The sequence below is a fragment of the Streptomyces sp. NPDC060049 genome (assembly GCF_042736715.1).
Classification (GTDB): Bacteria; Actinomycetota; Actinomycetes; order Streptomycetales; family Streptomycetaceae; genus Streptomyces.
This window is the reverse complement of record NZ_JBHWVV010000005.1, coordinates 39,572-66,371: the sequence shown is the minus strand read 5'-3', so window position 1 is coordinate 66,371 and position 26,800 is coordinate 39,572. Positions and strand designations below refer to the sequence as shown.

Annotated in this window: 19 protein-coding genes and 3 pseudogenes; 10 read left to right on the top strand and 12 right to left on the bottom strand. The window is 68.9% G+C overall.

Features of this window, described 5'->3' with window-relative positions; translation table 11 throughout:
* Window positions 1–186: 186 nt before the first annotated feature.
* On the bottom strand, window positions 187–642 hold the full coding sequence (locus ACFWBY_RS10450; protein WP_385331994.1) for a hypothetical protein: 456 nt from the start codon (window positions 640–642) through the stop codon (window positions 187–189).
* Between the two features lie 43 nt (window positions 643–685).
* Window positions 686–7,252, bottom strand: coding sequence for an RHS repeat-associated core domain-containing protein (locus ACFWBY_RS10445; protein ID WP_385331997.1), 6,567 nt, complete (start codon window positions 7,250–7,252; stop codon window positions 686–688).
* Between the two features lie 1,396 nt (window positions 7,253–8,648).
* Here ACFWBY_RS10445 and ACFWBY_RS10440 point away from each other — a divergent pair.
* Together ACFWBY_RS10440 and ACFWBY_RS10435 are read left to right on the top strand one after the other, a co-directional pair.
* Entirely contained in the window at window positions 8,649–9,095 is a 447-nt protein-coding gene (locus ACFWBY_RS10440; protein WP_385409643.1) for an RICIN domain-containing protein, read from the top strand.
* Complete coding sequence (locus ACFWBY_RS10435; protein ID WP_385332002.1) at window positions 9,053–9,184, top strand: RICIN domain-containing protein; 132 nt, start codon at window positions 9,053–9,055, stop codon at window positions 9,182–9,184. The genes ACFWBY_RS10440 and ACFWBY_RS10435 overlap by 43 nt, the downstream gene beginning before the upstream one ends.
* A gap of 29 nt (window positions 9,185–9,213) precedes the next feature.
* Here ACFWBY_RS10435 and ACFWBY_RS10430 read toward each other — a convergent pair whose 3' ends face one another.
* The 4 genes from ACFWBY_RS10430 to ACFWBY_RS10415 all read right to left on the bottom strand — a co-directional run bounded on the left by ACFWBY_RS10430 (window position 9,214) and on the right by ACFWBY_RS10415 (window position 13,158).
* On the bottom strand, window positions 9,214–9,426 hold the full coding sequence (locus ACFWBY_RS10430; RefSeq protein WP_385332005.1) for a hypothetical protein: 213 nt from the start codon (window positions 9,424–9,426) through the stop codon (window positions 9,214–9,216).
* A gap of 35 nt (window positions 9,427–9,461) precedes the next feature.
* Window positions 9,462–9,773, bottom strand: a complete 312-nt coding sequence (locus ACFWBY_RS10425) for a hypothetical protein (protein WP_385332008.1) — start codon at window positions 9,771–9,773, stop codon at window positions 9,462–9,464.
* Between the two features lie 175 nt (window positions 9,774–9,948).
* Entirely contained in the window at window positions 9,949–10,200 is a 252-nt protein-coding gene (locus tag ACFWBY_RS10420) for a hypothetical protein (protein ID WP_385332011.1), read from the bottom strand.
* 1,092 nt (window positions 10,201–11,292) lie between these two features.
* On the bottom strand, window positions 11,293–13,158 hold the full coding sequence (locus tag ACFWBY_RS10415) for a hypothetical protein (RefSeq protein WP_385332014.1): 1,866 nt from the start codon (window positions 13,156–13,158) through the stop codon (window positions 11,293–11,295).
* 339 nt (window positions 13,159–13,497) lie between these two features.
* Between ACFWBY_RS10415 and ACFWBY_RS10410 the strand changes: the two genes are divergently transcribed.
* The 5 genes and pseudogenes from ACFWBY_RS10410 to ACFWBY_RS10390 all read left to right on the top strand — a co-directional run bounded on the left by ACFWBY_RS10410 (window position 13,498) and on the right by ACFWBY_RS10390 (window position 18,943).
* Window positions 13,498–14,205, top strand: coding sequence for a hypothetical protein (locus ACFWBY_RS10410; RefSeq protein ID WP_385332017.1), 708 nt, complete (start codon window positions 13,498–13,500; stop codon window positions 14,203–14,205).
* A gap of 241 nt (window positions 14,206–14,446) precedes the next feature.
* Window positions 14,447–16,456: a hypothetical protein gene (locus tag ACFWBY_RS10405; protein WP_385332020.1), complete on the top strand. Its 2,010-nt coding sequence runs from the start codon at window positions 14,447–14,449 to the stop codon at window positions 16,454–16,456.
* A 371-nt stretch (window positions 16,457–16,827) separates the two neighbouring features.
* Entirely contained in the window at window positions 16,828–16,983 is a 156-nt protein-coding gene (locus ACFWBY_RS10400; RefSeq protein WP_385332023.1) for a hypothetical protein, read from the top strand.
* A gap of 120 nt (window positions 16,984–17,103) precedes the next feature.
* Window positions 17,104–17,748, top strand: a complete 645-nt coding sequence (locus ACFWBY_RS10395; protein WP_385332026.1) for a TSUP family transporter — start codon at window positions 17,104–17,106, stop codon at window positions 17,746–17,748.
* A 74-nt stretch (window positions 17,749–17,822) separates the two neighbouring features.
* Window positions 17,823–18,943: pseudogene (locus ACFWBY_RS10390) on the top strand (IS630 family transposase).
* 6 nt (window positions 18,944–18,949) lie between these two features.
* On the opposite strand, the pseudogene ACFWBY_RS10385 reads toward ACFWBY_RS10390, so the two are convergent.
* Window positions 18,950–19,420, bottom strand: a pseudogene (locus ACFWBY_RS10385) (GNAT family N-acetyltransferase).
* Window positions 19,421–19,612: 192 nt separating this feature from the next.
* On the opposite strand from ACFWBY_RS10385, the gene ACFWBY_RS10380 reads away from it, so the two are divergent.
* Window positions 19,613–20,430, top strand: a protein-coding gene (locus ACFWBY_RS10380; RefSeq protein ID WP_385332029.1) for an IS5 family transposase whose coding sequence is annotated in 2 segments (ribosomal slippage) — window positions 19,613–19,964 and window positions 19,964–20,430 — 819 coding nt in all. Because the reading frame shifts where the segments join, the coding sequence is not laid out codon by codon here.
* Here the strand turns inward: ACFWBY_RS10380 and ACFWBY_RS10375 are convergent.
* Window positions 20,427–20,627: a hypothetical protein gene (locus tag ACFWBY_RS10375; RefSeq protein ID WP_385332171.1), complete on the bottom strand. Its 201-nt coding sequence runs from the start codon at window positions 20,625–20,627 to the stop codon at window positions 20,427–20,429. The two genes, ACFWBY_RS10380 and ACFWBY_RS10375, sit on opposite strands and share 4 nt — an antisense overlap.
* Before the next feature lie 73 nt (window positions 20,628–20,700).
* A pseudogene (locus ACFWBY_RS10370) lies at window positions 20,701–21,054 on the bottom strand (nitrilase-related carbon-nitrogen hydrolase); the annotation flags it as partial.
* Between ACFWBY_RS10370 and ACFWBY_RS10365 the strand changes: the two are divergent.
* Window positions 21,038–21,163 (top strand): hypothetical protein, encoded by a 126-nt coding sequence (locus ACFWBY_RS10365; protein WP_385332173.1) that lies wholly within the window; start codon window positions 21,038–21,040, stop codon window positions 21,161–21,163. The pseudogene ACFWBY_RS10370 and the gene ACFWBY_RS10365 sit on opposite strands and share 17 nt — an antisense overlap.
* 218 nt (window positions 21,164–21,381) lie before the next feature.
* Window positions 21,382–25,089 carry a hypothetical protein gene (locus tag ACFWBY_RS10360; protein WP_385332032.1) on the top strand — a complete coding sequence of 1,236 codons (3,708 nt, stop codon included), beginning with the start codon at window positions 21,382–21,384 and terminating at the stop codon, window positions 25,087–25,089.
* 83 nt (window positions 25,090–25,172) lie between these two features.
* Here ACFWBY_RS10360 and ACFWBY_RS10355 read toward each other — a convergent pair whose 3' ends face one another.
* The 3 genes from ACFWBY_RS10355 to ACFWBY_RS10345 form a co-directional block, all read right to left on the bottom strand.
* Complete coding sequence (locus tag ACFWBY_RS10355) at window positions 25,173–25,616, bottom strand: NUDIX domain-containing protein (protein ID WP_385332034.1); 444 nt, start codon at window positions 25,614–25,616, stop codon at window positions 25,173–25,175.
* Window positions 25,617–25,699: 83 nt separating this feature from the next.
* Window positions 25,700–26,116 (bottom strand): ATP-binding protein, encoded by a 417-nt coding sequence (locus tag ACFWBY_RS10350; protein ID WP_385332037.1) that lies wholly within the window; start codon window positions 26,114–26,116, stop codon window positions 25,700–25,702.
* A gap of 275 nt (window positions 26,117–26,391) precedes the next feature.
* Window positions 26,392–26,781, bottom strand: a complete 390-nt coding sequence (locus tag ACFWBY_RS10345; protein WP_385332040.1) for a hypothetical protein — start codon at window positions 26,779–26,781, stop codon at window positions 26,392–26,394.
* Window positions 26,782–26,800 lie beyond the last annotated feature (19 nt).

Genomic DNA, 26,800 nt, shown 5'->3' with positions numbered 1-26,800 from the left:
CGAAGGCCGACGTCACGCGACTGGCCGTATCGGCCAACAGCGTCGTTGAAGCGGCGGGTCTTCATGGAAGGCTGACGTGCCGATATCGAAGGAACGTGGTGATTCCTCATTGCGAAAAGCCGCATTTGATGAACCCACCGCCCGTGGATGGGGCAGTGATCGGCTATCGCCTTTCCGCTGCCCCATCTACGGGGTCGATGTCGCCTTGTTTCTGGTGAACCGGTCGCTGAAGCTGCAGACCTCATCGAGGTCTATCGAGGCGCACAGTTCGCCGCTCTTGAGGACGCTCAGCATGATGCTGCAGTCGCCCTGGGCGATTCCGGCGAAAGTCACTCCGATGGTGTCACCGCGCGGTGCTTCCTTCGACATTGCGACGAACCCGCCCGGAGTTCCTTCGTCAACGTAGAAACCCCAGCTCCCTTTCCCCGTTCCGGCGGGGCAGCCCTTCGCGAGCGAAGGGTCGAAGCGCAACCCCTGTGAGGTGAAGGTGTGGTCCGCCTCGAAGGACAGATGGGCGCCGGCTGCCGTCGTCCAGTCTCCCTTGATGTCGTCTACTTCCGCCGTGCCTTTGGCCTCTCCTGAACCACCACAGGCAGAGAGGAGCAGGACGATTGCCAGGAGGAATGGTCGACGGCCGCGCATGTTGGCTCCAAGCTATTCCGAGGATCGAGATGTGGGTGAGTTTCTAGTGTGCGTAGCATCCGCACATGTTGAGCGGAACCCTCTCCTGCCACGAGAAGTCCTGCGTAACGGCGGCGCCGAAGGTCTTTTCGAAGAGGGGATTCCAGGTTCTGGGGATCGCGTGCGTGGCGGAATTCCAGTCGCTCTGGTTGTGGACGGTGAACTGTATTCGCATTTCTCCCTTGCTTCTGTCCACGCCGCTGATGCGGGCAGTCCCGGAGTAGGTTCCAAGGAATGCGTCGGCGCTGTTGGCGTGACCGAGCTTACCGTTGGTCAATACGCTGGAGATGTCGTTGTAGATACCGCGTACCGTGTTGGCCCGATACCAGGGACTCCCCGGTTCCGGACCCCTGTCCTTGTATCCGAAACTCATGGGCTCCTTTGCGTTGGGTGCATCCATTCCGCTCTTCAGGGCTTGTCCCAGAAGCTCTGACCGGGCCTTGCCCACCCATTCGTCACCCGCCAGCACTCGGGTGAACGTGTCACCGCCGCGGAACTTCTGGCTGGGCCCGAGCGGGTATCCGCCACCCCAGAGCCATCCGAAGAACAGGCCCCGCGACGTCTCCCACGAGTTGTACGGACCCCCTTCGTCTATGATCCCGAACTTTTCCCGCGGAGCCGTGAACAGCGGGGCAAGGGCGGGGTTCCAGCCCAGGGGCATGGGGTTGAAGATATCGCCGCGACCGAACGAGTTGCCGCTCCAGCTTCCGCGGCCTCCGAGGCCGCCTCCGCCGCCGCCGCCGCCTCCGCCGCCGCCGCCTCCGCCGCCTCCGCCGCCTCCGCCGCCTCCGCCGCCTCCGCCTCCGCCTCCTCCGCCGTTGTAGTGTTCCTCGACCTCGTCCTCCGGCATGTCCTCGATGTGCTTGCCGTTGGTCCAGCCGCCGCCACCGCAGTAGCCGGCGTCGCCGCAGCTCTCGAGACCGGTCGGGTCGCTGAAGGTGACCGGGCTGTTGTTTGCGTAGCTGTAGCCGTTGAGGGACTGGTGCTGGTCGACGCTCAGCACGGGGTCGACGCTGAGGAACTGGCCGAGGGCCGCGTCGAATTCACGTGCGCCGACGTGGGTGAGGCCGGTGTTGGTGTCCTCCGGCTTGTCGAGGAACCGCTTGTCGTCCAGCCAGTTGGTGGCGGCGGGTCCGCGTGCGGAGCCGAAGGGGGTGGTGTACCGCTTGGACACCGTCTGGGTGTCGTCGGCGGAGACCACGAGGGAGGACGTTCCGTGGTGGTCGCCGGCCACGAAGGACAGCTTGGCGGTGCCGGATTCGTTGCTCAGTACCGCGACCTTGACGCTCGAGATGCTGTAGGAGCGGGTGGCCCACTTCTTGGCACCCTTGAGGTGCACCTCGTTGGAGCCGGCGTAGAGCACCGTCTCGCCGGCGGGGTCGCGGCGGATCAGGAGTTCGCCCTCAGCGTCATAGACGTAGTCGGTGGCGGTGGCCCCTTCGGTGGTCTTGGTGAGCTTGCCCTCCGCGCCCCAGTTCAGGGTCTGGGAAGTGGTGCTGCCGGGGGTTTCCGCGCGCTTGGTGGTGTTGCCCGTCGCGTCGTACGTGTACTGCGGGGTGATGCCGGTGCAGGTGGCGCCGGTGGTGGTGGCCGCCAGCGTGTGCGGGCGGGCCGGGTCGTAGCAGTAGGTGCGGGTGGTCGAGGTGCCGGTGTTGGTCTTCTCCGTGGCCCGCTGGCCGGACGCGGTGTAGGTGTAGCTGTTCCAGTAGGGGGCGGCGCCGTCGAGGTTGGCGGCGGTCCGGCCCGAGACGGCGCAGTCGGCGGTCTTCGGGGTCCAGGCCTCGGTCATACGGCGTTGGGCGTCGTAGGTGAAGCACTGGTTGTCGGCCTTGGTGAAGCCGCTGAGCGGGGCCGAGTCGAAGATCGACAGGACGTTGCCGGCCTGGTCGTAGTTGTAGGTCAGCTCCTGGATCATGCCGTTGTGGGTCTGGTCGTTGACTGTGGACTTGAGTAGACGGCGGGTGCCGTCCTCGTAGGTGTTGCCGATGAACGTCTTGCGGACACCGGCGGCCGCGGAGCGGGCCAAGGTCAGCTGCTCGATCTCACCGATGGGGGAGTAGGCGATGTTCTGGACGTAGTCGGTGGCGCCGGAAATCCCCTTCGGCAGGCCGAAGTCGTTGTAGTTCACCTGGACGGTCTCCGACGGCAGGCCGGCGGCCGTCGGCGCGGAGCTGGAACCCAGCGTGCCGTCGAGCCGGTAGTTGACCGTGGTGTCGGTGGAGGCGGTGATGGCGCCAGAGGTGACCAGCGGATCGTCGGAGGGCAAGGTCAGGCGCGTCGTGGCCGGACGGCCCAGGGTGTCGTAGGCGGTAACGGACTTGGTGTAGGCCTTGCCGGTGACGCCGCCTTCGTAGCGGACGGATTCGCTGCTGGCACCCTTGCGGATGGTGTCGTACGTCCACGCCGCGAGCTTGTTGGCGTCGGACTTCGGCGACTTCCACAGGCCCGTCTTGCGGCCGAACTCGTCGTAGCCGTACTCCAGGACCGTGTTGCGGGCGTCCTTGGAGGAGGCGATCTGGTCCAGGACGGTGTACGTCGTGGTGGCCTGCCCCTTGTCGGGGTCGGTGGTGCTGACGGAACGGCCGAAGAGGTCGTAGCCGTAGGTCCACTTGGCGTTGTCGGGGCCGGTGACCGTGGCCTGCTTGCCGTCGACCGTGTACGTCTGCTTCACGCTGGTGTAAGGCGTGACCGGCGCGGTGCCCCCGTACTCGGCGTCGTTCGGCGTCGTGCCGCCGTACGTGCGGGTCTCCGTGGCCTGCCCGAGGCCGTTCGTGATCGTACGCGTTGCGTTGCCGCCCTGGAGGGCCGTCGTGGCGGTCGAGTCACCGGTGTAGCCGGTGGTGGTGGTCTGCTTCTGCACCCCGTAGACGAGGAGCGAGGAACTGATGGTGCGGCCGAGGCCGTCGAAGACCGTCTGGGTCTGCTTGGGGGTGCTGCCGTACTCGGCACGGGCGTACGTACCCTCGGGCGCCTTGTCCTTGTCCCAGATGTCGGCGTACGTCTCGTAGGCCAGCCCGCGCGAGTCGTAGCGGGTGTCCGTGAGGATCCGGCCGCCGTTCGGTGACGGGCTCTGGGTCTGCAGCGGGCGCAGGAGCGCGTCCGAGATCGTGTAGACGGTCTTGTAGTTACCGTCGGCGGCGAGGCTGCCGACCGAGGTCCACGGCTGCTTGCCGCGTTCCAGGAGGTAGCCGTACTTGACGTTCGGGGTCTGGGACTGGCCGCGGTTGGGCAGCCAGGTGGCGGTCAACCGGCCTAGGGCGTCGTAGGTGTTGAACGTCGAGCCCATGTTGGCGTCGATGGAGCGCACGGTCGATCCGCGCAGGTCCAGGTAGGTGTACGACTTGTGCTGCTGCCCGTTGGAGGCGAGCTTCGGCGCGGTCTTCACGGTGACTTCCAGCGGTCCGGCCGCGGCGGGCGTGTAGCTGGTCGTCGTGGTGTTGCCGGCGGCGTCGGTGACGCTCAGCGGACGGCCGAGCTTGGCCGCTGCCGTGTCGTAGGTGGTCTTCGAGACAGTCTGCCAGCCGGCCGCGCCGGCCGGGTTGCGGTCGGCGGTACCGGCCGCCGCCGGGTAGGCCTGGGCGCGCCCGGTCCAGGTGGCCAGACCCAGGGTCGGGGTCTGGCTCGCCGTCCAGCCCGTGGCGGCGGTGTCGTCGTAGACGGTGGCCGTGTCGGACAGGACGTCGCCGCGGGTGGCCGAGTTGGCGGGCAGCGTCAGCTTGTCGTCGGTGACGGAGCACAGGGCGCCGACGGTGCGGGTGCGCGAGGTGCGGTTGGTGATGCCCTTGGCATCGTTGCGCGCGTACCAGGTGCGGGTGCACGTCTCGTCGCCGGTCTTGGCCGTGTCACCGGAGGACGAGACCTGCGTGGTCATCCCGTAGACGTCGTCGTAGGTGGTGTCGGTGCGGGTGGTGCGCCAGGTGCTGGACGCGGTGAGGAAGGTGTGGGCGTACGTGGTCCCCGTGCGGACGTAGTGGGCCTTGGCGTTGGCGTACGACTTCTGCTGGCTGGCGGTTTCCTTGCTCCACGGGTCGGTCACCGATACGGAGACGGGAGTCGCTCCGTCGTAGGTGATCTCCTGGCGCTGGAAGCCCGAGTACTGGTTGTCGTCGTTGATGTCGGGGATCGTCAGCCCGGCCACCGGGACGGCCGCGACCGTGGAGGTGCGGGTGGCGCCACCGGCCTTGCGGGTGTCGCCGCGCATGCCCTGCATGAAGACCTTCACGGTCTTGGAACGGGTCTTGCCGACGGCTCCGGTGGAGGCGGTGACCTTGCCGTATCCGCGCCAGTCGGACCAGGTCCGCTCCTTCTCCGGGGTCAGCGGGTCGTCGTTGTGGTGCCAGCCGGGGTTCGCGTACTCGTAGGAGTTCTCGACGAGGTCGTTCTGGCCCGACGGGTCAGCGATGGTCACCGCGGTGACGTTGTACTTGTGGAACCAGTCGAGCTGGGGGTCGCCGCCGTTGATCGGCCAGTAAACGGGGTAGCAGGACAGGGAGTTGTCGTCCTCGGCCACCGGCATCTTCGTACCGCGCACGCACTCGGGGTTGGAGAGCGTGACCGTGGTGATCGCGCCCGTCTCGGAGGTGATCGTGTTGATGCGCGGGCGGTTGAGCGGGACGATGTTGTCGCCGTCGACGTCCACCCGGTTCGGGCGCATGTGGTAGGTGAAGTCGACCGGGGGAACGTCGACCGTGCCGCCGTTCTTGCCCGTGCGCTTGATCGACTTGAGGACCAGGCTCTGGTCGCTGGTGTCACCCAGGTCACCCGGGTCCAGGTACTCCTGCGTCAGGTCGTAGGTGTCGACCAGCGCGTAGTTGTCCGGCTCCAGAGCCGTCGACCACGCGTACGTCTTCACGTTCGTCATCCGTTTGCGCGTGAAGAAGGCGGGACCCGTTGCCTTGCAGTCGGTGACGCCCGCGGCGCAGACCGAGTCGAAGGGGACGTCGGGCCAGTTGTCCGAGGTGTCGTTCGTCAGGCTGGTGCAGTCCGTCGCGAAACAGCGCTCCTCGTAGCCCAAGGTGAGCTTGTGCGAGGGCGTGCCCGTGAAGAGGGTGTCGGCGCGCTGGCCGTAGCGGATCTCGGAGAGGGTGCCGCCGCGGTCATAGGCGGCGAGTTTGGTCTTGTCGCCGTTCTTGGCGTAGTTGTTGGTCTCGGCCGCGTACCAGTAGGTGGCGGCGTTGCCGTGGACGTCCTGGATCAGGTCGAGGTTCCAGCGCCAGGCCTGGACCTCGGAGCGGCCGGCGAAGGTGGAACCCTTCGTGTATCCGGGCTCACCGGAGTCGTCACCGAAGACGGGTACGGTCCAGGTGGAGTTGGTGCGCTCGGAGCCGGCGCCGGGGAGCTTGTTCAGGCCGAAGGTGTAGGTCGTACCTTCGCCGGTGATCACCTTCCAGTATTCGCCGTCGTTGTCGCCGTTGTCGGCGCCGGTGCCCCGGATGACCTGGGAGGCGTCGTCGCCCTTGAGGTGCCACTTGCCCGTCGTGTCGTCCATGACGAGTTCGCTGGACTTGCCGTTCAGGACGAGGGAGGCGTTCTCGTACTTCCAGCAGAAGTCGTTCTTGTCGGTCTGGCCGTCGTCGTCACACGAGCCGTACTTGCGCTCGATGTGGGAGGACGTCAGGTCGAAGCCCTCGCCGATCTGGGAGCCCTGGTTGTTGGTGTTCGCCGTTCGGCCGTCGATGGCACTGCTGCTGTACGAGAACGACAGCGCGGGCACAGGCCCTGAAGCGGCGGGCGGGACGGCCACCGTGTACGACCAGGTGAGGCCACCACTGGAGGTTCCCGATCCCCAGGTGGAGGAGGCGGAGAGCGGGGTCGCCGCGAAGTTCCCGGCGCCCTTGGGCGAGGCGGTCTCCGTGGCCATGACGGCGAAGACCGCCGGAGCCTGCGCCGGGGCCTTGTCCTTGGACTTGGCCGCGGACGGGGTTCCGGCGGGGAGCGCGGTGACATCCGCTGTCACCGTCTGGTTCTTGATGCTGTTCGCCGAAGGCAGCGGTGTCGTCTTGCGGCACTCCGCCTTCTCGGGGGTGGTCAGCGCACACGCGGGCAGGCTGACGAGCCCGAGGCGGGTGGACCAGCCGCCGCCGACCGCGGAGGCGAAGGACCCGTAGTCCACGGTCAACTGCGCCGGTCCGTCAGCCGTGTTGGTCGCAGTGAACAGGACGCCGGTGATGCCGGCCTTCTCCGCAGCCTTCTGGTCCAGCACCTTGACCGTGGACTTCCGACCGTCGCTCGCCGGAGTCGTCGCGGCGGGTGCGGCCGGGCCCTGAGGAACCGACGGGCTCAGCAACGGGCTCTTGACCCGCGCCGTGGACCGTACGTCGACCAGCGGGCGGGAACCCGACCGCGCGGCCGAACCCTCCAGCGTGGCCGCCTTGGGCCAGTCCGCCTTGGCGTCGGCGCGGGCCCGGTCGGCCTGGACCTTGTTCTCGGCCTTGTCCTTGGAGACGAGGTCGCGAGCTTCCTTGGCGCCCTGGGCGTTGACCGCCCGGACCTTCGCTTCCCTCGGCTTGGTGATCTTCGGGGCGCCGGGGAGATCGGCCGCCTCCGCGACCGGGGTCAGTATCCCTGGCACCGCGAGGGAGAGAGCCAGGGCCGCTGCCAACGGCAACCTGTGGCGGATTCCTCCGCCTGGTGAACGGCTGGACATCAACGCTCCATCTGAATTTGGGTACGGGTATGGGTATGGGTATGGGTGGACCGTGGCCGGCCTGAGGGGGCGGCCACGGCCAAGTCAGTGGGGGATCCGGGCCGTCAGCAGCCCGGGCGCAGGACTGTCGCCGGAGACCTCCGGGGCGTCCTTCACGGCGCGGGACCGCAGGCGCGTGCCCTTGATCCCGCCGGGCAGGAAGCCGCCCCGGCGCCCTCGGTGAGGCCCTTGCCGACCGAGGACTCGCCGCTCCCCGCCGCTGCCCGCCGCGGCCGCACGGGCCGAAACGGTGGTCTGGCGATCAGGTCGCTGCCGTCGCGTCAGCCGAGACACCACGCTCCGACGACGAACGTCGGCTTTTGGGTGGGATCGAGCTCGGACGCCTCGGCCCCGGCGTCGGTTCCTGTGGAGCCGCGGACCCCAGGAGGAACCGGTGGCCGTGCGCCGGCCGATGGCACGGACCTCGTAGCCGTCCGGCTTGTCCGGCAGACGGGCGTCGTCGAACTGCGCCTCGGCCGCCTCTGTCTGACGGCATCAGTCAACTTTCCCAAGTGACACTGGATCTCCGATCCGGCGTGCAGTGAATCTGGCCGCGCCCCTGCGGCAGACCCTTGGAGTGGACTCCTCCGGGCTAAATGCTGGTTAAAGCTGCCGGACACGGGCGGTGACCGAAGCGCACCCAGGACCCTTGCGCACCGAGGCGCCGACTACAGGACCGGGATGCGACCGGCGATCAGGACCAGGTGGACGGCGCCGCCAGGCGGGAGCGCTCCACCACCGTGTCGAGTCGTGAATGTCCGCGAGAAGTACCTGTTCGCCGTCCTCGCCTCATTCCTCGCCAGCACGGCGGCTGCGACCCGGCTGAGTCTGCGGCCCCGGGCGCCGCCGATGTGCTGACGGCGGACCCGGGCTGGGAGGGCCCGGCGCCGCGCGGCGAATCGGCCGGATCGAAAGTGCTCGGGTACGGGTTGTTCATCGCTCGACGTGGGCCCGCCCGCCACGCCGCCTTCTTCCCGTTCCATGTGCTGCGCGAGGGCCTGCATGCCCGTCCCCGCGTAGGGCCGCGAAATGGCGGGCTAGAGGGCGCCTGCTCCCAGGGCGGCGAGATGCCTCGGGCCGGGGATCAGAACAGGCACTGATGCGTACGCGTCAGTCCCATTGGGTTCCGTGCGCTGGAAGTCAAGGAAGTCTGCGCCAGTTGTTCATGGCGGGGATCCGCTCGTTCCTAGGCTCGGTGGTGTCCGGTTAACTGTCGGGTTTTTCAAGCAAGTTCGTTGTGGCAGTCGTTACCTGCGAGCCGCACCAACAAACGGGGGAAAACATGGGTATGAATCGCGCCAAATCGGTAGTCGCCGCCGTCACTGTGGCGGCTGGGCTGGTGTTTGGCCTGGGAGCCACTCCGGCGTCGGCGTATGCGGAAGGCCACAACGTCACGATCAAGAACGGTGCCAGCGGGCAGTGTCTGGAGGTCGCGGACTGGCGCACTGACAACGGCGCGCCAGTTCGGCAGTGGGGATGCACCGGTGGCGCCGACCAGCGCTGGGACATCGTGCCCACCTGGTCCTACTCAAACGTATCTGTGATCAGGAACGTGTACAGCGGAAAGTGCCTGGAGATCGCCGACTGGCGTACCGATTACAGCGCACAGGCTCGGCAGTGGAATTGCAGCGGCGGAGCCAACCAGCATTGGGGGACGGTGACGGAACGTGACAGCACGGACCGCCCGTGCCGATCAGGAATGAGATCAGCGGTCAGTGCCTGGAGATAGCCGGCTTCAGCACCGCTTGGGGCGCGCAGGCCAGCCAGTGGGGCTGTAACGGCGGCGCCAACCAGACCTGGAGCTACTTCATGGGATAACGATCGGGCTCGGGCCAGCTGACTTGTGCCTACTTCTTCGGGGTGGTCAGGGTCTGGTGGGCGTCGCACACGTCGCAGGCGCTGGCGATGGCGTCGCGCGCGACCATGAAGCGGGCTTCCTCGGTGGAGAGGTGGCCGCCGGTTCCGCCTGCGATGGCCCAGGAGCCGGGGCGGTGCAGGCGTAGTCCCGGGTCGGTGCCTGGCGTGGCGGAGGGGCGCCATACGCGCTCCCCGATCCACATCTCCGAGCCGGCCGCGACCGGTTCGCCAAGGGCGGTCAGCGCGGGTGCGGCCGGGCCGCGGCCGGAGCGGGCTGCTGGCGGCGCAGCATGGGAACGCCCTCGTACGACGTCCCGGGGACGGGTCGTACGCGGTCGCTGGGAACGTCGACCGCGATGAGGTCCTCGGTCAGGTCCTGGCCGGTGCTGGCGGTGCGGCTGGCCCAGGCTCGCAGGGCCACCACGTACACCCACCGCCCGGTATCGGTCTGCCACCTGCGCACGAGGCGCCCGCCGACCTCGCCGTCGGGAAGGAGGACGCGAACGGGCGGGAGCCGGGCGGGCGAGTGGCGTCGGGCGGGATCACTCATGGTCGGGTGCGGGCGAGCCGCTCGTCCCGCTCGTGCTGGCAGCCCAAGCAGAGGGGGTTGCCACCGTGGCCGTAACGGCAGGTCTGAGAGTGGCACCGAGCGCAGGGTCCGGTCTGGCTGGGTGCCCAGGTGACAGGGACGGCCTTGGGGCGGGTGGTGGTGGGGGCCTGCTCGCTCATGCTGCACTCCGGTCCACGGCCTCGGGGGCATGGGTGAGGGCGGTGCGGCGCAGCTCGCCGGCGCCAGCCCGCCAGTGGGCGGGAGAGGCCCAGTAGGGGTGGGTGGCAAGGCGGAGGTCCAGGAGGACCAGGGCGCGCCGCAGCGCGGCCGTGCCGGTCCCGGCGGGGGTGTGCGCGAGGGCCGTGTAGGTCCGCTTCCGCGTCTGCTGGAGAGCGACGAGGTCAGCGGGGAAGTAGTGCGGTGTCACCTCTTAACTAAAACATGTGTTCGATTTTCTTTGCGAGTCTCCCCGGGTGTCACCGGCCGTAGGTGTGTCGGCACAGCGCTGTGATGGTCGGGCTGGTCACGCCGTGCGCGGAGCGGCACAGCGCGGCCATGTCCCCGGCCCGCACTCCGGGTGCGGGGTGGCCAGGGCGGCGCGGTGCAGGCGCACGGATGCCGCTGGCTTTGGCCGTGCCCGTGGTCTTTGGCCTGACCCTCGTGGTGGGGTGCGCGGCGGGTTTGTGCGGGCTGGCCCTGCGCGGCCGGGTGGGCCCCTGGTCGGTCCGGCGGGGCGTGGTGGTGTTCTGTTGGTTCGCTGCGGCTGCGGGGGCACGTTGGGCGGGATCGGGCGCACGCCGTGTGGGGTCGATAAGGGGTTCGGCGGAGGGGTGGGCGCCGGGGAGGGGGGAGAGGGGCAGTGCCGCCGGCTCGGCGGCGCGCTGTCCGGGCCGGGCAGGGCCGGGGTGTTTGTGGTCGGCCGCCGCGGCGGCCGGGGAGGCCTTCGCGGCCGAGCGGGGGGCGGGGTGGACAGTGACGCATCCGGAGGCCGCGAGCAGCGCGGCGAGGAGCAGGACAGAGACCAGCGGCGCATGCGATCACGCTCCCCCACACGGGCCCCAGACCGGCCCAGACGGCCCCGCTGCGCCCCTCGGATGGGTGATGTGGCGGCTGTCCCGCCGGACCGTGTCGCGCCGGTCGGGGCGATCCTGGAAGGGGGACTGCGAGGGAGGCCCCGGAGATGGTGCTCAGACCGCCGGTTGAGCCGATGCTGGCGCGGGCCGCGGAGTCGGTGCCTGGCCCGGCTGCGCTGCGGGCAGGGGTGGCCTACGAGCAGAAGTTGGACGGTTCTCCAGACTCTTGCAGGTGTCTCATCTGAGTATCGGCATGAGTCGCCCTACGAGGGGTTCGGGGTGGTCGCTTCTGCGGATACGAGGAAGGCCTGGCGAGTCGGCGAGGAGCCGCGTTGAGGGTGGGCGGTTACTGCCGGACGGCGGCGGGGTCCTCGGGCTTCGCGCCGAAGGACTGGGCAGCGTTCCGCGGCGCCGCCGGAGTGGCGCCGCCACGGAACGGCTGGTGGTCAGAGTCCGGGTGTGGCGGTGGCGTAGGCGACGTACAGGGTTCCGCCGTGGGTGGCGAGGCCGGCTGCGGTGACGCTGTTGGCGGTGCCGGGGAGTTGTGCGAAGGCGTCCCAGCCGCCGCCGTTCTGGCGGTTGATCCACAGGTTTTCGTCGGAGCCCAGGACGACGCAGTGCAGGAGGTTCGCGCAAACCACCAGTGCCGGGGCGGCCATGGAGTACTGGCCCACGAGGGTCTCGCCGGACCATGCGTAGTTGTTGTGGGACTTGAGGTAGACCTGCCCGTTGAGGGCGGTGCGGGTCATGTGCATTCCGTTCCCGTTGGACAGCATGCTCGTCGCGAAGTACGAGCCACCTGCACCGTGCTGATCGAATGCCCTCCAGGTGTTGTTGCTCTCCATGAGGGCGAAGTACGACTTGTGGTCCTGGGCGCCGCGGACCACGCAGTACAGGTTCCCGTCCGACGTGGCCAGGGCCGGGCCGTTGGTGGTCGTCCCGGGCAGCACGACGGCGAAGGTCCAGGTGACGCCGTTGGCGGTGGAGGTGACGATCACCCGGTTGTCGAGGTCGCGGTGGGCGAGGTAGAGGCGGCCGGCGTGGACGGCCAGCGCGGGGGCGGAGAGGATGCCGGTGGTGGGCACCACCGCGTGGCCGCTCCATGAGGTGCCGTCGAAGCGGGTGATGTACACCTTCTTGTCGATGCCGGCGTGGGCGCTGTAAAGGTGATTGCCGAAGCTCGCGAGGGCGGGCGCGTGGTGGCTGACGCCACCGGGCTGGACGGGGCTGTGCCAGCCGCCCCCGTTGTGGGCGCGCAGGCCGATGACGGGGAGCTTGCTGACGCGCGTACGGATGGCCATGTAGATCGTGCCGTTGCCCAGGAACCCGCCGCCGTCGAAGCGGTGGTCCTCCTCGTGGAAGGGCTTGGCGGCGATGGCGTTGAGCGCGGCGCGGTCGAAGGCGAAGACCCGCTGCTGGATCAGGTCGTCGGCGAAGAACGACACGAACAGCTTGATGAGGTTGGCGATCCCCGAGGCGAAGGCGAGGAGCTCGCTCGAGCCGGCGCTGAATTTGCCCTCGGGCAGGGCGTCGGCGAGCTCCCACGCCGTCTTCGAGATCGACTCCAGCGTTTCCAGCAGTTTCGTCGCCTGGCCGTGGTCCTCCTCCCAGCACTGGACATTGAAGATCACGCCCCGGTCGACGCTCCCGTGATAGATCACCGTGTTCGGGCCGAACGGATGGCTCTCGCCGGTATTGACGCCCTCGATGACGTGGCTGCGCATCCACTGGCGGGTGCCGCCGTCCGCCGCGGCGGAGGTGGCGGCGTAGATCTCCTCGGAGCCGAACTCGTCGGACCCCACGTACATGTAGAGGCGGTCCAGCCACACCTTGGTCATCACCGGGGCCGCAGTCAGCTCGACCTGATCCCAGGCGGTGGCCGAGGTCATCACCGTGGCACCGTAGCCGTAGGCGCCCACCGCCCGCCCGTACTCCTCGGCCTCGGGCCCCCGCGGGTCTGCGGCCGGGGCGTCCACGTCGATCACGTTCGCGTTCGGCTGCGCGCCGATCTCCTCGCCGGCCGCCGTTAGGTCCGCGGCCAGGTCCAGGGCGGTGTAGCCGGTGTCGGTGGAGCGGGTGGCGAGACTGTCGGGGAACACCCCGGCACGGCCGGACGCCTCCTCGAGGTAGACGCGCCCGAAGTCGCCCAGCTCCTCCTCGTCGAGCAGCCCCGTGACCGACTGGAGCAGGCGGGCCTCCAGGTCCGTTGGCTCCAGACCGGCCTGCACGCGGGCCGCGCCGTGCAGCAGGATCCCCAGGAGCAGGTTCGCCGCCCGTGGCGGCGGCGTCAGCGCCTCGAATTTCTTCGCCACCGGCTCCCCGCGCAAATGGGCACGCAACCGGTCCAGACGATCAACACGTGAAACCACGATCTCGGACGACACAGGCAAATCCCAACGGGAGAGGGGCAGGGCGCGCGGCACACGTCCGCGTGTTGAATCCTTCCTCTTTGGTAACAGTGAGCGACAGATCATTTGCAGACAGTCGTTTCGGATTGGGCTCGAACCAGTCGGCACCCCGTCAGGGTGCGGGAAAACGCCGGTCCGGGCGGGGTGCTGCGCGGCCGCGGCCGCTTCCGGCACGCCCCGGCCCGTTTCCGACGCATCCGCCACGACCTGCGTATCGCCTGGCCGGCTCTCACCTTGTGGACGGTGACTGGGCTGGACTTGCGGCAGGTCACCGCCGAGCACATCACGAGCGAACTCGCCCGCCATCCGGGCAACGTGGCCCGCGGCTTGCTCAGCGTGCTGCGCAGCATTTTCGGGGCCCTGAAGCAGGAACGGCTAATTTTCCTCAACCCCACGGCCGGGCTACAGCTGCCCGCTGGAGTACACCTGCCGCGGCCGTTGCCCAGCGAGCGACTGGCCGGAGCCCTGGACCGGCTGGACGGCCCCGCCGCACGGCTCATCGTCGCTCTGATCGCGATCCACGCCGTGCGCGCCATGGAGGTCGCCCGCCTCGACCTGGCCGACCCCGACCTCGCCCGCCGGACACTGGCGGTACGCCGGGGTGAGCGGACGCACCTCGTCTACCTCGACGACCTGAGCACCGATCTGATGGTCGACTGGCTGCGCGAACGCCGCCGTCGCTGGCCCATGGCCACCAACCCGCACCTGCTCATCACCTCCCAGACCTACCGGCACCCCGCCTCGCCGCAGATCAGCTACCTCGCGATACGGGCCGCGTTCAACCAGATCGGACTGCTGCCACGGCAGGTGTGGGCCGACCGCGTCCTGGACGAAGCCCGCGAGACCGCCGATCCGGTCCACCTCGTCCGCCTCTTCGGCATCCATCCCAGCATCGCCGTGAAGTACGTACACGCCGCGCACCCGGACAAGGCCCTGCCCCGGATCCGCTGATGCCCGACGCCGCCGAGCTCGCCGCTGGCCAGAGCGGCGGCGGGTGCGGCCGCGTACGAATGTGTCAGTAGAAGGTGACGGCGGTTCATGACCTCGGGCCTGTCCGCGCCAGTGGTGGTCTGTTTAGGCGGGGAACGGCGAAAACTGGCCGTTTTGCCCTGTTCTGCTGAAGGTCCCTGTCTGTCTCATTAGGTTCGCTCCGGGGGCTGACCTGCGGCCCTCCATGACCGGAGGAGCATGCATGGCCCAGCTCGGCACCAACTTCGATGAACGCCTTGCCCGGCTGAAGGCCGGCCTGAGCGACGATCCGAAGGTCTCCCGGTCGGTGGATCGGCTGCGGCTGCGCCGACCGGCCAACGTCCTGGCCGGTGTCACGCTGCACGCCGCGGCCCGCCAGGAGCAGGGCCTGGAGCTGACGGAACTGGAGGAGAGCCTGCTGCGGATGCTGCGGGGAGCCATCTCCGACGAGGAGATCGCCGCGGCCGGCAAGGCGTACCAGGAAGCCGCCCCCGCAGCATTGGACCAGGTCTTCCCCGACGTGGTGGGACGCCTCGCGGTCCAGGACCCGTACACGCTCGCCGACCTCGGCCGAGACCTGACCACCCTGCTGCCCGGCATCCTCGCGCAGCCGAACGTGAACATCGTTGACGTCACCACGCTGGCCGAGGGGCAGCCGGTGGACGACGAGTCGTTCCTGGAGGCGATGGCCGCGACCGGGTCCGGTGCGACGGTGCTGACCGCGCCCCTGTCCCAGGAGGTGCCCGACTCGCTGGTCCTGCCCACCACGCTGGCGCTGAAGAGGTTCACGTGCGTGCGCTCCACCGGCGACCAGTGGAACAGCTCGGACGAGATCTACTGGATGTGCGCCGCCGGCGCCGACAGCAACGCCCGCAGCACCTACGCCTCACCCCAGTACGGTGACGTGGACAGCGGCGAGAGCAGGGACTTCCCCGCCGGGGCACACCTGTTCCATGGGGAAGTCGGCCATCACCTGATGACCAACATCCAGTGCTGGGAGAGGGACCAGGGCGACGTCTTCGGTGAACTGCGCGCCCGGCTGCGGGATGTGGCCGACGCCTGCGCAACGGCTGCGGTCAGCATCATCAAGGACGGAGAGAAGCAGGAAGCAGCCCTCGCGGCCGTCATCGCGGTCGTCGCGGCGCTCCTGGACTGGCTGCTGGGGTGGCTCTCCAACGACGACGACCTGGTGGGCGAGCGCAGTGTGGCCTACACCCGTGCCGGTCTGCAGGCGCTGAATGGCAAGGACACCGTCCTGGACTTCACCGGCAACGGCCACTACAAGCTGACCTTCGGCTGCCAGACCCAGCCCCTTCGCCAGCCGACCGCCAGCACGCAGGTCGTGTACAGGAAGATCGGGATCTGGGACAACGGCGAGTGGAGCGCCACCCAATCCATCGGCCTGAACAGTCCCTTCGGGCCCGCCCAGGCCCCGTCGTTCAACCTCTACTTCCTGGCCGTGACGGACAGCAGCAAGCAATGGCTCCACGGGCGCCAGCACGACAACTCGTCAATCGGCACCTGGTGGAGTCTTAAGGCCGATTGCGGTGCCAGCCCCGCATTGGCGCGGCACTCTAAGGACACCATCTACGCGTTCAGGGGCAAGGGCACGGACCGCGCGGTCTACTGGGGGGTCGTCAACTACAGCGGCGCTGACCCGAACAAGTTCCCCGACATCACCAGCGGCTACAGTCCGACCCTGTACCCCTACAAGGGCGCCCTGCACTGCGTCGTGGCCGAAGGCAGCAACGGCCGGCTGATGCACGCCAGCGCCACCGACGGCACCAACTGGAGCCCCTTCACCCCGATCGGTGCCCCCTTCAAGGCCGTCGGCAGCCCGGCCCTCGTGGAGTTCAACGGGACGCTCTACTGCGTCTACCCGGCCAATCACGGGGAGCAGTTCCCGCAGCTCGACGGAGCGCTCACGTCGATGACCTTCGACGGCACCAGGTGGAGCAACATGTCCTCCCAGCTCCCCGGGCCCCGTAAGACCGCTCCCGGCGCTGGCGTGGGCCTGGCCGTCAAGGACAGGAAGCTCTGGTGCGCCGTCCGCGGCCCCGAAGGCGACCAGGGCCTGTACTGGGCCACCTACGACGGCACCACCTGGAGCGCCTTCACCAAGATCGCCGGTGCGTGGAGCGCGGACACACCCAGCCTCGCCTACTGGGACGGCAACCCCGCGGCCAACACTCACGGTATCTACCTCACCTACCGGGGCCCGGGAACCAAGTAACCGGCGCGAAGGCAACCCCGACCCTGCGCCACCCCAGACATCACCGCGGGGCAGGACACGGACAAGCGCGCTGCCAGGCCGATCCGGCCGGGCAGCGCGCTCGCGTACGGGGACGGCCCCTCACTGCCAACGCCCTCGCGGCGGCCTTGTGCGGGACCCGTACGTCCCACCTGAGACGTACACCGCCAGCCCGTGCCTCGACGTCCCCCGGTCCGATCAGGCCGACTCCGTCACCGGCCGGAAGAAGCACACGGCGCAGTACCCGGACCGATCCAGCCCGCCGAGGCCGAGGTGCTCATCCAAAACCCGGAACTTGCACGTCCAACCCCTTCAGCTGGTAGGTCACGTGTGGGTTCCGGGCGTTCGCGCTCATGGATTCTGCGAACCCGCGCGCTTCCGCGTTCGACCTGATCGCCCACCCCGAACTCGGGGGCGTACGTGGCCGTCCCTACGTCGAGCGGCGCCGACTCATGCTCGAACTCCTCGAAGACGCTGTCACCAGCGAGGATGCCCGTCATGACCACTGATCAGAACCTCGCTCCGCTCCGTCCAACACACTCGGCGCCCGCCGCCTTCGGCGCCGGAGCCGCGATCGGTGTTCTGGGCGGGATGATCGGTCTGGGGGCGCGGAGTTTCGTCTGCCGCTGTTGATCAGCCTGTTCGGGTTCGCCGCGCTCTCGGCGGTCATCTTGAACAAGGCGATGAGTCTGGTCGTGGTCTTGGTCGCGCTGCTTGCCTGTCTGGCGGCGGTCCCGGCTGCCGAGGTGGCCGCTCGCTGGCCGGTCGCGGTCAACCTGCTGGCCGGCAGCCTGTTGGGTGCCTGGGCCGGAGCGTCTTGGGCGGTACGTATGCGCTCCGCCACCCTCTACAAGGTGCTGGCCGCCCTGATGGTGCTCATGGCCGCCGCTCTGATGGTCACGCACACCACGGCGGTGGGCACGCTCGATCTGCCGTTGTGGGCGCAGGTGCCGTGCGGGGTCGTGGCTGGCTTCGGTATCGGGGTGGTCGCGGCGATCATGGGCGTGGCCGGCGGTGAGCTCCTGATCCCGACGATCGTGCTGCTGTTCGGGGAGGGCATCAAGACAGCGGGAAGCCTCTCCCTGCTGGTCTCGCTGCCGACCATGCTGGTGGCCTTCGCCCGATACAGCCGTGACGGCAGCTTCGCCGTCCCCGGCGCGAACCTCCGCTTTACCACGGTCATGGCCGCAGGCTCCATCGTCGGCGCCGTACTGGGCGGGCTGATGCTCGGTGTGTTCCCGGACCTGGTGCTCATCCCCGCGCTAGTGCTGTGACCTCATAGGTTCGCCGGGTTGGTGGTCGTGGCGGTTGGATGCGGATGACGTCCGATCCGAGCGGTGGAGGTGCGGTGGCCGAGCCTGTCCGTGTGCGCAGACTGACCGACCAAGAGGGACAGCGGCTGCAGCAGATCGTGCGCCGAGGCAGCACGAGTTCGGTGCGCTATCGGCGCGCGATGATGCTGCTGGCTTCGGCCGGCGGGAACCGCGTCCCAGTGATCGCTCAGCTGGTCCAGGCCGACGACGACACCGTCCGCGACGTGATCCACCGGTTCAACGAGATCGGCCTGGCCTGCCTGGACCCTCAGTGGGCGGGAGGCCGTCCCCGCCTGCTCAGCACTGACGACGAGGACTTCGTCATCCAGACGGCCACCACCCGCCCGGCCAAGCTCGGCCAGCCTTTCACCCGCTGGTCACTACGCAAACTCGCCGCCTACCTGCGCAAAGTCCACGGCCGGACCATACGCGTCGGCCGCGAGGCATTACGCCGCCTCCTTGCCCGCCGCGGCGTCACCTTCCAACGCACCAAGACGTGGAAGGAGTCTCCCGATCCCGCTCGCGAGGCGAAACTGGACCGGATCGAGGAAGTCTTGGACCGCTTCCCTGACCGGGTCTTCGCGTTCGACGAGTTCGGCCCCCTCGGGATCCGGCCCACCGCAGGCTCGGGCTGGGCCGGCCAGAGGCACCCCGACCGGCTGCCCGCCACCTACCACCGCACCCACGGAGTGCGCTACTTCCACGGCTGCTACTCAGTCGGGAGCGATACCTTGTGGGGTATCAACCGCCGCAAGAAAGGTGCCGTGAACACTCTGGCCGCGCTGAAGTCGATCCGCGCCGCCCGGCCCGACGGAGCACCGATCTACGTGATCATGGACAACCTGTCCGCTCACAAGGGCAGCGACATCCGCCGCTGGGCGGAGAAGAACAAGGTCGAACTGTGCTTCACCCCGACCTACGCCTCCTGGGCCAACCCCATCGAAGCCCACTTCGGACCGCTGAGACAGTTCACCATCGCCAATTCGAATCACCCGAACCACACCGTCCAGACTCGGGCCCTGCACCCTACCTGCGGTGGCGCAACGCCAACGCCCGCCACCGAGACGTCCTGGCCGCCGAACGCAAGGAACGCGCCCGCATCCGAAGCGAGAAGGGCATCCGCTGGGGCGGACGACTACTCGGCCAGGTGGCTTGAGCCTCCTCAGGGCTCTTGCTTCCCAAGTCGCCACACGTACCGGATGTCCGGCTCGCGTTCCTCGTTGCGGTAACCGTCGGTGCACTCAGCAGCGGCGAAGCTGTGCCGCTCATAGAAGCGACGCGCCGACTCGTTGACCTGGAACGTCCACAGCGCCAACCCGGCCGGACGACGTTGCTTCGCCTGGTGCACCAGGCGGCCGCCGATCCCCCGGCCCTGCCAGGCGGGATCGAGATAGAGCTGGTCCAGGTCTTCGCCCTCCAGCACCATCATCCCGACCACCGAGCCTTCGACTGTCGCCACCCACGTCTCGAGGTCGGGCACCACCACTTCCCCGAATTAGGACCGGACCTGGTCGTCCGTATGCGCTCGGCGCACGCTCGGAAGCGCCGCCGTGAAGGAACGCAGCCAGACCTCGGCCACCGCGGCAGCGTCGGAGTCGATCGCACGGCGTACGACAAAGTTGTTGATCTCCACAGCGCCGCATGATCGCAGACACACGATGCGGCCGCATCCGACTTCTCCACGACGCTCGGAGCGCAACCCGGTGCACCTATGCGGCCAGAGCACTAGCAACCGGTCTCACGCCAAGTGAAACGGCGGGGCTTAGAGGTCCTAACAGAAGCTGTTGATCATGTGCCTTTCGGTTCGGATGGTCGTTGTCTGGCCGTGGGGAAACGTCAGTCGCGGCCGTGGATCGTGTCGGATGAACTGTGGTCGCTCATCGAGCCGTTGTTGCCTGAGCCGTCGCCGAAGCAGGTGGAGGGACGCCCTCGGGTGCCGGACCGGCAGGCACTCTGCGGGATCCTGTTCGTGCTGCATACCGGGATCCAGTGGGAGTACCTGCCGCAGGAGCTGGGCTTCGGCTCCGGGATGACCTGCTGGCGGCGTCTGGCCGCGTGGAACGCTGCCGGAGTGTGGGACCAACTGCACTTGGTGCTGTTGAAGAAGCTGCGGGTCGCGAAGAAGCTGGACTGGTCGCGGGCGGTGATCGACTCATCCCACGTCAGGGCTGCTCGGCGGGGCCCAAAAGCGGTCCCAGCCCGGTCGACCGTGCACGTCCGGGCAGCAAGCACCACCTCATCGTCGACGGCCAGGGCATCCCACTCGCCGTCTCGCTGACCGGTGGAAACCGCAACGATGTCGCCCAGCTGATACCCCTGCCGAAGAAGATCCCATCGGTCGCCGGACTGGTCGGACGGCCCCGCAACCGACCCGACAGCCTGCTCGGCGACCGCGGCTACGACCACGACAAATGCCGCCGCCTGGTCTGGGCCCTGGGCATCAAACCCGTGATCGCCCGCCGCGGCGTCCCGCACGGTTCCGGCCTCGGCGTTCACCGGTGGGTCGTGGAGCGGACCATCGCATGGCTCCACGGCTTCCGCCGGCTACGTGTCCGATGGGAACGACGCGACGACATCCACGAAGCCTTCCTCGGACTCGCCACCTGTCTCATCACCCACCGACACGTCCAACGCCTTTGTTAGCTGAACTGAGCCGGGACGGAGTAGCCCAGCCAGTAGTTGTAGAGCGTTCCGTACGCCTGGGCGACGCGGGCCCTGGGCGCGTCGTCGACCATCACCGACAGCAGAACGCAGTCGACGTCCAGGCGCTCGTACTCGGCGAACACCTCCGGAAAGTTGGCCTCGATGCACAGCGCGAAGCCGAACCGGATGCCGTCCACCTCGAAGACGAGCGGCTGCTGTCCGGGGGAGTACAGGTATGAGACCTCGGTGTCCGACAGGAAACCGCTTGTCGTACCGTGCGACCAAACGGCCGCGATCGGAGACGATGTAGAGGCTGTTGTGCGGCCGGTTCGGCGGCGGCAGCGGGTGAATCGACCCGAACACCGTCCACAGGCCGAGCTGCCCCGCCAGCGCGGCGATCGACTTCGCTTCCTCGCGCAGGACATCCCAGGCAGCCCGGCTCCAATCGGCCGAGACCAGCTCTCCAGCCGCCCCGGCCGCCATCACGTGCTTGCTCGGATAGACGATGGCACCCTCGGGGAGCTGCACCAGCCGTGCACCCGCCCCGGCGGCCTCGACCATCAGAGCCCGGATCTCCTCCCCGGCCGCCCGCAGCGCTCCTCGATCCGTGGGGTCTTCCGGCACCGTGCTCTGCGCGACCGCCAACCGCAATGTCCTCGCCACGGCGTGGACGGTACGGCACGCCCAGTTCGACGACCAGACCCCCTCGCGGGCCAGCCCTGGCCGGATGTAAGCAGCCATCTGTCCGCCGGCGCGACCTCTCGGCGACGGCGAGCCGGAACCCGGCCCGCTGGAGAGTGCCGCGACGCCCTCCCGACCGCCGAACTGTTGATCGTCTCCACGCCGGACCCCGGAGCGAAGACGCCTTGGCGGACTACGAAACACCTGACATTACGGGCCGCCGTCCTGCCAGGCTGTCTCCAACAGACCGGCACGGGAGACGGACCAACGATGGCAACGGCGCAGCGATCCACCTCCGCGCAGCACCGGAGGGTGCAGTGGAAGCTCATCGACTGGGCCTTGGGCCGGTACTCGACTGAGTCCCTGATGGTGCTTCTCCACGCCGCGCTTGCTTCCCCGGGCTGTTCCCGATTCCACGACCACCTGCTGCTTCTGTGGACCCGCGTCCTGCGTACACCGCCCCGGTCGGGCGAGAAGGCGGGGGCCGGTGACTTGCCTGGTCTGGTCGAGGCCGTCGTCCGGGCTGCTCCGGGGCGGGGCACGGTGACCGAGGCGGAGCCGAATGATCCCCGGGTGCTGGTGAAGGCGGAGGTGGCGGGGGAGCGGTTGCTGGTCCATCCCGGGCAGCTCGACCATCCGCTGCTGTTCCTGAGCGGGGCGCAGATGACGGCCCAGGCTGTCGACGAGGTGCTGCTCGCGGTACGCGGTTTCACCCTCACCGACGTCCTGGAGCTCGTCCTGCGCTACACAGACCGCGTGGTGAACGTGCTCGCGCCGGCCTGGCCGGAGGAGTACGAGGACCGGGATCCGGGGGAGTTCACGTGCGGAATCAGCCCTGAGGAAGTGGAGGCAGCGCGACCCCTGGGGGAGCTGGACCCGGCTGTGCTGGTCGGGTTGTGCCGGGAGTCGGGACGGGCGGCTCGGGCGCTGGAGTGGCTGACCGCGGATCTGGCCGATCTGCCGCTGCGCTACCACCCGGCGGCGCCGCTGCTGGGGCCGGTGCTCGCTGTCGTCGCGCATGGCCGGCGTCGGCTGGTGCCGGTGTCGGCCGCGCTGGACACCTTCGCCACGGCGCTGCGGGAACTGATCGCCGACGTCCCGGACCGAGGGGTCGTCGAGCAGCGGCTGCAGGAGCTGGCGGTGGACCGCGTTGCGCTCCTGCTGGGTCTGCGGGATGCCCCGGTGCGGCCGGGGCCGATGTGTGTGATCTCCTCGCCCACCCACCGGTATGACATCGCGGTCGTCAGCGCACTCGCCGAAGGCTTGTCGGGGAGGGTTGAGGACGGGCGCTCGGCCCTCGCTGCCGGGGAGCAGGGCCGGGGACGGCTTGTGGTCTATGCCGGGCCGGCGGTGCTGGGGCCGGAGCTGATCCGTGACACCGCCTACGTGCACGTCGAGGAGCTCGCCGAGATCCTCGCCGGCGCTGAGGGGGACCCGGCGCTGCTGGCCCTGTTCGTGCTGGAGCTGACCGAGCACCCCGGGGTCGACGCGGTCTTCTACCGGAACCCGCTCGACGCCTGGGCCGGCTGGCTGCGGGAAGGCACGATGCTGGTTCCGGGCCCGCACCGCGAGGAGGTGGCCGTCGTCCCGCCTGCCGGGTTCGACCTGACGTGGCGGCGGGCCGCCGCCTGGGCGCGCGTGGATGACGTCCTTGCTGCAGCCGGGTTGCCGACGGCGCTCCATTGGCGCTTCGCCCACCTCGCCGAGCCCGAGCCGGGCGTGCCCGGCGAGTACGCCGACCTTCAGGAGGCGGGCGAAGGCGGCGTTGGGCTGGTGGTGCGGGTCAGTACCCTTCCGCCGCTCGCGATTGTGGCCAGCCCCTCTGCTGAACCGGGTGCGGTCCTAGACCTGGGCGCGATGGCCGGGCTTGCGGACAGCATCCGCATCACCATCACCGCATGCCCGCCGGTCGCCGCGCACTTCACCCTGCCCGACCGGGTCCCGGTGGTGGTGCAGCTCACCGAGAGCACCCAGCCCCACCCGGCCCCGGCCGAAGACCGAGAGCGGGGCGGTGAGGATCAGGACGCGGGGGAGCGGCTGCTGCTCCATGCCGGGGCCGACCCCGGCCGTGCCCGGATCGGCATCGACCTCGACCCACCCCTGTTGGAGTCGTTCACCGGCGACGGCAGCGCCGGCCACCGCATCCTCGGCCTGCTCCTGCACCACCTGACCGACAAGATCCGCCACGGCCGCGACGCCGAACCCGGCTGCACCCCGGAGGCCTTCACCGAAGCCTGGGACACCGCCCACCCCGTGCTGCGCCTCACCGGCGCCACCACCTACTGGCCCGCCACCGCCCTCCACTACACGCTGCCGCGCTCCCGGCACCTCCACGCCCGCTCCCTACGCACCGCGGCCACAGCCGTCCGCCGCGCCGGCGCACCGTCCGGCACCTGGCACGGCCCCGAGGCCTACAGCGGCGGCGGCCCCGGTGAACAGCTGCTGCACGCGCTCGAAGGCGAACTCGACCGGCAGATCCGCTCTCACCAGCCGGGCCTGGTCGAGGAGCTGGCGCGGCACCTGAACGCGGCCTGGAGCAGCCGTACCCGCGGCCGCCACGAGGTGACGGTGAACCTCGCCGCCCCCTGGGGAGGGAACTGGGCAGCGGAAGCCGGTGACTGCCAGATCGACGCGGCCACGGCCACCTCCGCCCTGCAGCTCCTGCTCCAGCAGGCGATCGCCTACCCGCCCGCCGGACGCCGGCCCGTCGACACCCTGGCCGTCGCCGAGCTGGTCGCCCTGGCCGAGCTCGTCCAGCGCTGCGGCACCACCGCGGTCGCCGCCGCCCGGCGCCTGCACGACCTCCACCTGGAGATCCACCCCACCGGCGTGTTCACCATCACCAGCACGGACGACGAATCCGCCGACGGCCCCAGCGAACTGCTGCACCTGGGGTTCGACGCGTACTCCTACCAGCACGCCCGCCAAGAGCACTTCATCACCCAGGCCAGCAGCGCAGACCCCGAACACCTCAACCCGGCCACCGGTCTCGGGACAGGAGGCGTACGAACCCCCGTCGCATTCACCGCGCCGCGACTGCCAGCCGGAAGCCACCTCGCTCGGGCCGATCTGCTCCTGCACCAGCACTGGGGCTTCGGCCTCGCCGCTCTCACCGCAGTGCTGGCCACCGCCGCCGACTGGCCGACCGGACCGAACGGCATCACCGCCGTGGCCGCCGAGGACCTGGTACGCGAGGCCGCCGCATGGTCCCGACTGCCCGAACCCGACCTGGCCGCCGCCGTCGACCGACTACGCCTGCATCCGGACAACGCCGCACCCACCGGCCCGCACGCCTACACCGAGGTAGAACGCCGCACCCGGACCGCCACCCACCCCCTGATCGACCACGGCGGGCGACTACTTGTCCTGCCGTGGGTCATCCACGCCGCCCAGGAGCTGTACGCCGCCTACCTAGACGAGGGCCGCCTGCCACACGCCGACCTGCCCAAGCCCGTCGGCGAGGCACTGCGCCGCCACCGCCAGCACCTCGACGAGCGCCTGGAGGCAGACCTGAAGGCAATCGCCCTCGACGCCGGACTGCCCCACCGCTTCCGTCTACTGGAGAAGGAAGCCGCGCAGCTCGGCATCCCGGGACTGAGCGGAGAGATCGACCTCTTGATCGCCGACCCGGCCAGCCGGCGCCTGTGGGTGATCGAGGCGAAGAACCCCGAAGGCGCCGTCGCGCCGCACAACCTCGTCCAGCACATCCGGCGCTTCACCGAGCGCTACCGCGACAAGCTCCTCGCCAAGGCCGCCACCATCACCACCCACGCCGCCGCCGCGGCCCGCGCCTGCCAGGCCCCCGCCGGCCTGGAGTGGACCGTGGTCCCGCTGATCGTCACCCGCAGCATCGAGCCGGCCGCGTTCATCTCCGACCCCAGGGTCGCGTACGCGATCGCCGATCACCTGGCCCACACCCTGGCCGTACCGCAGCCACCCCAGCCGGGATGGAACAGCCCGTACAAGCAGACGATCTGATGGCTTCGGTCACCGACGTGTCGTACACCCTGGTCACCGACCGCTGGCGGGGAATCGGCGGCGTGTGCTGGAGAGTTCGGGTCTCAACTCTCGATGGATACGGAGGCAGCCAGGCGGCCGTCGTTGAGGGCCTTGCGGAGCTCGACGGCGATCACCTCAGGTTTGAGGTCGATCGCGTCGAGAGCCTCGGCGCTGAGCTGTACTTCCTCGAGCCAGTACTCGCCGCGGTCGTCTCGGCTGAACTCGGGGCCGCTGCGCTCGTCGAAGTTCCATTCCATGATCCGTGCGAGGTAGACGAACTGCTGCTCGCCGTTGGACTCCACGGTGTACAGGAGGCCGGTGATTTCGGCGCGGCCGGCGATCTCCTCCCACACCTCGCGGTGCAGCGCGGCCTCAAGGCTCTCGTCGTCGGCCTCGACTCCGCCGCCGGGCAGGACCCAGTAATCCGGGATGCCTGGGCGGATCCTCCTCATTGCGAGCATGGTGTTCTTCGGGGTGATCAGTACGGCGCGGACGCGCTGCTTCATCGGGCGACCTCTCTACACTCTGCAACTTCGGTGCCGCGGGTCGGCCTGCGAAACTGCCACTCTGGCACATGATGACGCGACGGTCACCGAAGGCCGGGTGACCTTCGCGGTGCGCGCAGGAACGCCTGGATCTCTGGTGTTCCAGGCAAGTAGCCATCGGACGTGTCCACGATCAAGGTGGGCGCGTCGATGCTGATGGGCTCGAACCTTCCCGGGTCGTAGGTGCCGGCCTCCATGTCCGCGAGGAGGGCCGTGTCGCCGTGGTCCGCCCGGTGGCCGTCGACCCCGGCCCGATCCGTGATGCGCTCGACAATCGTCGAAGTGTCCGTGGTGCAACGGATGATCCGCAGGTCTGCAAAGCCCATGAGGGACTCCAGGCCAGGGCGCCAGAGCCGGTCCTGGAAGGCCGCCTCAATGACGAGGGTGACCCCTGCCCGAACGAGCAGCGTGATCACGTTGAAGAAGGCCTCCAACGTCGCGATGTTGAGGGGATCGTTCACGTCGACCTGGTGATTCGGCACATTTCATCACCATGCCCTGCTTGATCTCGTCGCGAATGATGGCCGGGCAGCCAAGCTCCTGGGCGAGTGCCCGGGCGAGCGTCTTCGTCCCCGTCCCAGGTGGACTAGTGACGACGGCGACAAGGGCGATGCGGCTTTGCACGGGCAGCACTCCGAGTAACGGGAATGGCGACGAGTCAGGATGGAGGCCAGGGGGACGCTCCGCTGAATGCGGAGCCGGAAGGCGTTGCATCCGGCTCTTCGTTCAGCATCTCCTACTCGCTGTGGTCGTCCTCGACGCTCATGTCGTCGGGCCACGTGGCGTGCTCGATGAAGTACGCCACGGCCCGGCCGGCAGCTTCGAACGTGACGGTGTCCCGGTCGGCGTAGACGTCTACCTGCCCATTTGCCAGCTGATAGCCGCCAGAGCTGCCGCTTTCCCGCGGATCGATGAGGTGCTCCGCTCGGCCGGCTTCACCATCCCGAAGGCTGACCATCGCGCGCTCGCCGTTGGTGACCACGGTCAGGTTGGCGGCTCGGCCATCCTCGAACCACGTCTCCTGGGTTGCCCAATCCAGACGGTGGCGGAGCAACTGGCGTGCCTCCGCGCCGGAGTACTCGAATCCGGGAGAGCCTTGCAGATGCCAGCGCCATGAAGCAGCCACCGAGAATCCTCCAATCCGT

Coding starts and splice junctions, on each gene's coding strand:
- ACFWBY_RS10430 (WP_385332005.1), bottom strand. CDS start 9,426: ATGTGGATCGGGGAGCGCGTATGGCGCCCCTCCGCCACGCCAGGCACC.
- ACFWBY_RS10450 (WP_385331994.1), bottom strand. CDS start 642: ATGCGCGGCCGTCGACCATTCCTCCTGGCAATCGTCCTGCTCCTCTCT.
- ACFWBY_RS10355 (WP_385332034.1), bottom strand. CDS start 25,616: ATGAAGCAGCGCGTCCGCGCCGTACTGATCACCCCGAAGAACACCATG.
- ACFWBY_RS10360 (WP_385332032.1), top strand. CDS start 21,382: ATGGCAACGGCGCAGCGATCCACCTCCGCGCAGCACCGGAGGGTGCAG.
- ACFWBY_RS10440 (WP_385409643.1), top strand. CDS start 8,649: ATGGGTATGAATCGCGCCAAATCGGTAGTCGCCGCCGTCACTGTGGCG.
- ACFWBY_RS10425 (WP_385332008.1), bottom strand. CDS start 9,773: ATGAGTGATCCCGCCCGACGCCACTCGCCCGCCCGGCTCCCGCCCGTT.
- ACFWBY_RS10400 (WP_385332023.1), top strand. CDS start 16,828: ATGGATTCTGCGAACCCGCGCGCTTCCGCGTTCGACCTGATCGCCCAC.
- ACFWBY_RS10405 (WP_385332020.1), top strand. CDS start 14,447: ATGGCCCAGCTCGGCACCAACTTCGATGAACGCCTTGCCCGGCTGAAG.